This window comes from Planktothrix sp. FACHB-1355, assembly GCF_014748295.1.
Taxonomy (GTDB): Bacteria; Cyanobacteriota; Cyanobacteriia; order Cyanobacteriales; family Aerosakkonemataceae; genus Aerosakkonema; species Aerosakkonema funiforme_A.
Window position 1 is genome coordinate 1 of record NZ_JACJUP010000591.1, and the last position, 4,192, is coordinate 4,192.

Here is a 4,192-nt window from a genome sequence, read left to right on the forward strand (position 1 = left end):
GCAACTAACCAAACTAATTAAGACAAAATTCAATCCTTTTGGCGGGAGCGTAATTTCTATATAATCTAAATTTTTATTCAAAACAACATCGCTGTATTCTGGTTTTTTTACAGCTAAAGTCACCTGGCTTTTAATGCAAGGATTTTCCAATGCTGACAGAGCATCAATTGCCGAATTTAAACGTTTATCCAAACTAGGCTCTGTCATCCATTCTAACCAATCAACTAAAGCCGGACTGAGATTAACAACCTCTTGAAATTGAATCCGAAAATCTTTTTGCGGTAATTCAGTTGGATGTCTACCAGTTACCAAATAAATCAAAGTTGCGCCTAAACTGTAAAGGTCAGAAGCAGGAGTAGCGCGTCCGCCAAATTGTTCTGGCGGCATATAGCCATAAGTTCCCACAACAGTAATCGTACCGCCAAATTTGGCAGCTTGGTTCTGTACGGAACCGAAATCAACTAAATAAACTTGACCGATACTATGACCGGAACGATTATTTAAAATAATATTACTTGGTTTGATATCGCGATGAATTACAGGCGGGTTTTGTTCGTGCAGGTAAATGAGGATTTTTAACAAAGATTTAGCTAATTCTTTAACCTCTGTTTCACTAAAAGTACGACCTGCCTTCAGATGTTCTTCCAATGATTTCCCCTCAACATAACTTTGCACCAATGCAAATCCCTTATTGTCAGATAAATCTATTTCTCTGTAGTCGAGGTAACGGGGAATAGCAGGATGGGAAAGCGCTTTTAAAGTTTCGGCTTCTCGCTCAAACAGCTTTAAATCTTGCCATTCAAAATCATTACCAAGGAATAACAGTTTGATGACCGCCAAATCTTTAGTTTGCCGGTCGCGAGCTAATATTGTTTGTCTTCCTGGCTGTTTCCCTAATAGTCGCAGAACTTCATAGCGTCCTGCCAAGATTTGCTCTGTCATTTTTTTATCCCTCATTCAACTATCTTTTGCTTTAAGTCGTCTACTTTCGCGTTCGTACCATCGAGCAATTGACTTACTAAGGACTCCCATCGATAATCCTGTAATCACCGAAGGCGCAATTATCCAAAAAATGTCTAAGTAAGAAAATCTAGCGAATATAGGACTAAGCATCATTGCCAGAATCTTAGAAAAGCTGGCTACAGTAACAGCCGTGCAGACCAAGCTGCTGACTGCACTCATGACTCGCCTGTGCAGTTTTGGATTGGCAAGCGGGAAGAAAAATAAGCGCGTTAAAATTCCTACTAATATTCCATTTGTAAACCCCACAAACAAGCCAGTCAACCCACCAATGATTCCTCCCAAAAATGTTCCATAACCAGGTATTATCCAAGTGCTATAAATTGCAGCTTGTACTGCTACTGCTAGCGTTCCCATTACAGTGCTGCGCCAGATGGAATTCCAGAATAAATTAATTGTTGATACTGGTTTTATTTGTTTTACTTGGACTGGGTAGCTGTGTCTGCGTTTTTGCTCTTCTAATGCGGACAAAGCTGACTGTGCAGAATTTAAACGACGTTCCCAACTCGGTTCTGTCATCCACTTTAACCAATCAGCAAAAGCGGGACTGATATTGCAGTTTTGCTCAAATTCAATCCGCATATCTTTCTGCGGTAAATCGGCGGGATGTAACCGCGTTAACAAAGCAATTAATGTTGCTCCCAAGCTGTAAAGGTCAGAAGCAGAAACCGCACGTCCGCCAAATTGTTCTGGTGGCATATAGCCGTAGGTTCCTACTACGGTGACAGTTCTACCTTCTTGAGTTGCCAGTGTTTGTACGGAACCGAAATCTACTAAATAAACTTGACCGATACTATTACTAGAACTATCGCCCAATAAAATATTGCTAGGTTTAATATCCCGATGAATAACAGGTGGTTGCCGTCTGTGCAGATAAGTTAAAATTTCTAACAAAGCTTTGGCTAATTGCTTAACTTCTGCTTCGCTGAAAGTTCTTCCTTTCGATAGATGTTCTTCCAGCGATTTGGCTTCGATGTAACTCTGCACTAAAGCGAAACTTTTGCCCGATGCGGTATCGATTTCAAAAGAATCTAAATAGCGAGGGATAGCGGGATGGGAAAGGCTTTGTAGAGTTTCGGCTTCCCGTTCAAATAGTTTGAGGTCATCCCATTCAAAGTCTTTGCTAAAGGTGAGGAGTTTGACGACAACTAACTCTTGAGTGTGTTTGTCACGCGCCAACAGAGTTTGTCGTCCGGCTTGCTTTCCCAGTTGTCGATCGATAATATAGCGATCGGCCAGTATTCGATCGGCCATGCTTTTGTTTCCATCACTAGCCTATAGCGATGAACCATAAACTAGGGACAAGCATATCACACTTCTGGTTCAATTCCAGCAGAGCGCAGCTGCGATCGCAACTGCTCGAGCTTTTCTTCCGCTCGTTCGGCTCTTTGCTGTTCTAATTCGGCTCTTTCCTCTCCTGTTAACAACAAATTCCCTTCACTATTCCACCAACGCAGCCACGGTAATTCTAGATTTTGATAGCGTCCTTGCCAAATTCCCAACTCCACCCCTAAAGGCGTAATCGGATAGTGACCGCGATCGTTTGCTACCACTAACTGATACTCACCCTCCATTAAATGATAAACTTCTACCTGTGCGCGATTGACTTCATAAATTCCGTAAAATGCCGGACGAATAACATTTTCATAAATCCAAAATTTACCGGGTTTAACATTCTCTTGACTATCCTGCATAATAGGCGTTCTATCGCGTTCCTCTGACCCATCGCCCGAAACAAATTCTAAAACAATTAAGGGCGGTATCAGTTCTTGCCACAACACATAAGAACGGCGCACAATGCCGTTGAGAGTTGCCGGTACATTCGGCACATAAAACCAGTCTGGCGCTTCGGCTCCTCGTTCTGGCGGGTCAGTTAAACGCCAATAAATTCCGCAATCTTGACCGATACAATAGCGTCCCTCTGGATGCCTTTCCTGAAGTACTGAGGTAATTGAATCCGTTAGCAAAATGCTTTGAGGATGTTCTTGAAAATTTTTCACAAAGGTTCCGTCTGACTCCGGTAACTGAGTGTGGTCGGGTAAAGTTGTGATAATTGTTGGGTAATTTGTTATGGAAGTCATGATATTTAATATAGTGGCGCAATTGGATAGAAGCTACTAGGTCTTACTTTTACTTCAATAAGCAAATTCGAGCGTATTCTACTTTTCTCGTTTTCTCGTTCCCAGGTTCAACCTGGGAACGAGGTAAGTTACACTCTTATCAAAACAGGCTCCTTCATCTTGCCATTAACTGCACCTGACTCGGATTGAGTAACATAAACTTCGCAAGAATTATTGGGGCTTTCCACCAACTTAACTTTGTGAAGCTGAGCGCCCAATTCCCGAATCGGTTCTTGCAGTAAATCCCGGATGTGAATAGCAATATTTTCTGCTGTAGGAACGACTTCTGCAAAGTAAGGAATATCTTTATTTAAGAAAGTGTGATCGAAAGGCTCAACCACATAATCGTCAACTACCTTTTGCAAAGCTGGTAAATCCACAATCATACCCGTGCGCTGGTCAATTTCTCCTTTCACTGTCACTTCCAAATGGTAATTGTGACCGTGCCCGTTGGGGCGAGCGCACTTACCGTAAATCTCGCAATTTTTTTCGTAGCTGAGGTCAGGACGAGCGAGCCGATGAGCGGCGCTAAAATGAGTGGCAATGCTGAGATAAGCTTCCATTCCGTTTCCTAGATAATCTGCCCAAAGTTCTGGATGTTCAAACAGTTGAATTCGCACTAAGGGTAAGTGAGGAGCTAGCCGCTGCCAAATTACCCGCGCTATGCTTTCTGTAGTCGGTAAAGTCTGCTGAAATTCTGGCCAGACTTCGTTGAGATAGGAAAAGTCCAGTTGGCTGGTAACTTCTCGCTTGATTACGTGCTTCACATCAGATAAGTTCAGCACCATACCGTACTCATCGAGTTCGCCCGCCATATAAACAAACAGGACATAATTATGTCCGTGTCCGGGTGCGCGGGTGGAAGCGCCAAAGCGTTTAATGTTTTCGGCGTCACTCAATTCTGGCAACCAGTACCTATGGCTGGCTGAAAACTGAGCCCGACGATTGATAATACATTTCATGAATTCAGTTGGGAGGAGCGAAGGTGAAATTGTAAAGTTTCGTAACTCTTCTGGTTTTAGAATATACTAATTCCCGGAAAGGGTCTAGGG

4 protein-coding genes are annotated in these 4,192 nt (G+C 42.7%); all 4 read right to left on the reverse strand.

What is annotated here, in order from left to right; translation table 11 throughout:
* Positions 1-942: serine/threonine-protein kinase (locus H6S82_RS21240; protein ID WP_191056663.1), on the reverse strand; the 942-nt coding region annotated here is incomplete at its 3' end.
* 15 nt (positions 943-957) lie between these two features.
* The gene (locus tag H6S82_RS21245) at positions 958-2,274 is read right to left on the reverse strand and encodes a serine/threonine-protein kinase (RefSeq protein ID WP_190475425.1); all 1,317 of its coding nucleotides are present in this window, start codon (positions 2,272-2,274) and stop codon (positions 958-960) included.
* A gap of 56 nt (positions 2,275-2,330) precedes the next feature.
* Positions 2,331-3,101 carry a Uma2 family endonuclease gene (locus tag H6S82_RS21250; protein ID WP_190475423.1) on the reverse strand — a complete coding sequence of 257 codons (771 nt, stop codon included), beginning with the start codon at positions 3,099-3,101 and terminating at the stop codon, positions 2,331-2,333.
* A 128-nt stretch (positions 3,102-3,229) separates the two neighbouring features.
* Positions 3,230-4,102, reverse strand: a complete 873-nt coding sequence (locus tag H6S82_RS21255) for a 6-carboxytetrahydropterin synthase (RefSeq protein ID WP_190475421.1) — start codon at positions 4,100-4,102, stop codon at positions 3,230-3,232.
* Positions 4,103-4,192 lie beyond the last annotated feature (90 nt).

Bases quoted from the DNA above. Each gene is read 5' to 3' on its own strand.
- H6S82_RS21245 (WP_190475425.1), bottom strand. From the start codon at position 2,274: ATGGCCGATCGAATACTGGCCGATCGCTATATTATCGATCGACAACTG.
- H6S82_RS21250 (WP_190475423.1), bottom strand. From the start codon at position 3,101: ATGACTTCCATAACAAATTACCCAACAATTATCACAACTTTACCCGAC.
- H6S82_RS21255 (WP_190475421.1), bottom strand. From the start codon at position 4,102: ATGAAATGTATTATCAATCGTCGGGCTCAGTTTTCAGCCAGCCATAGG.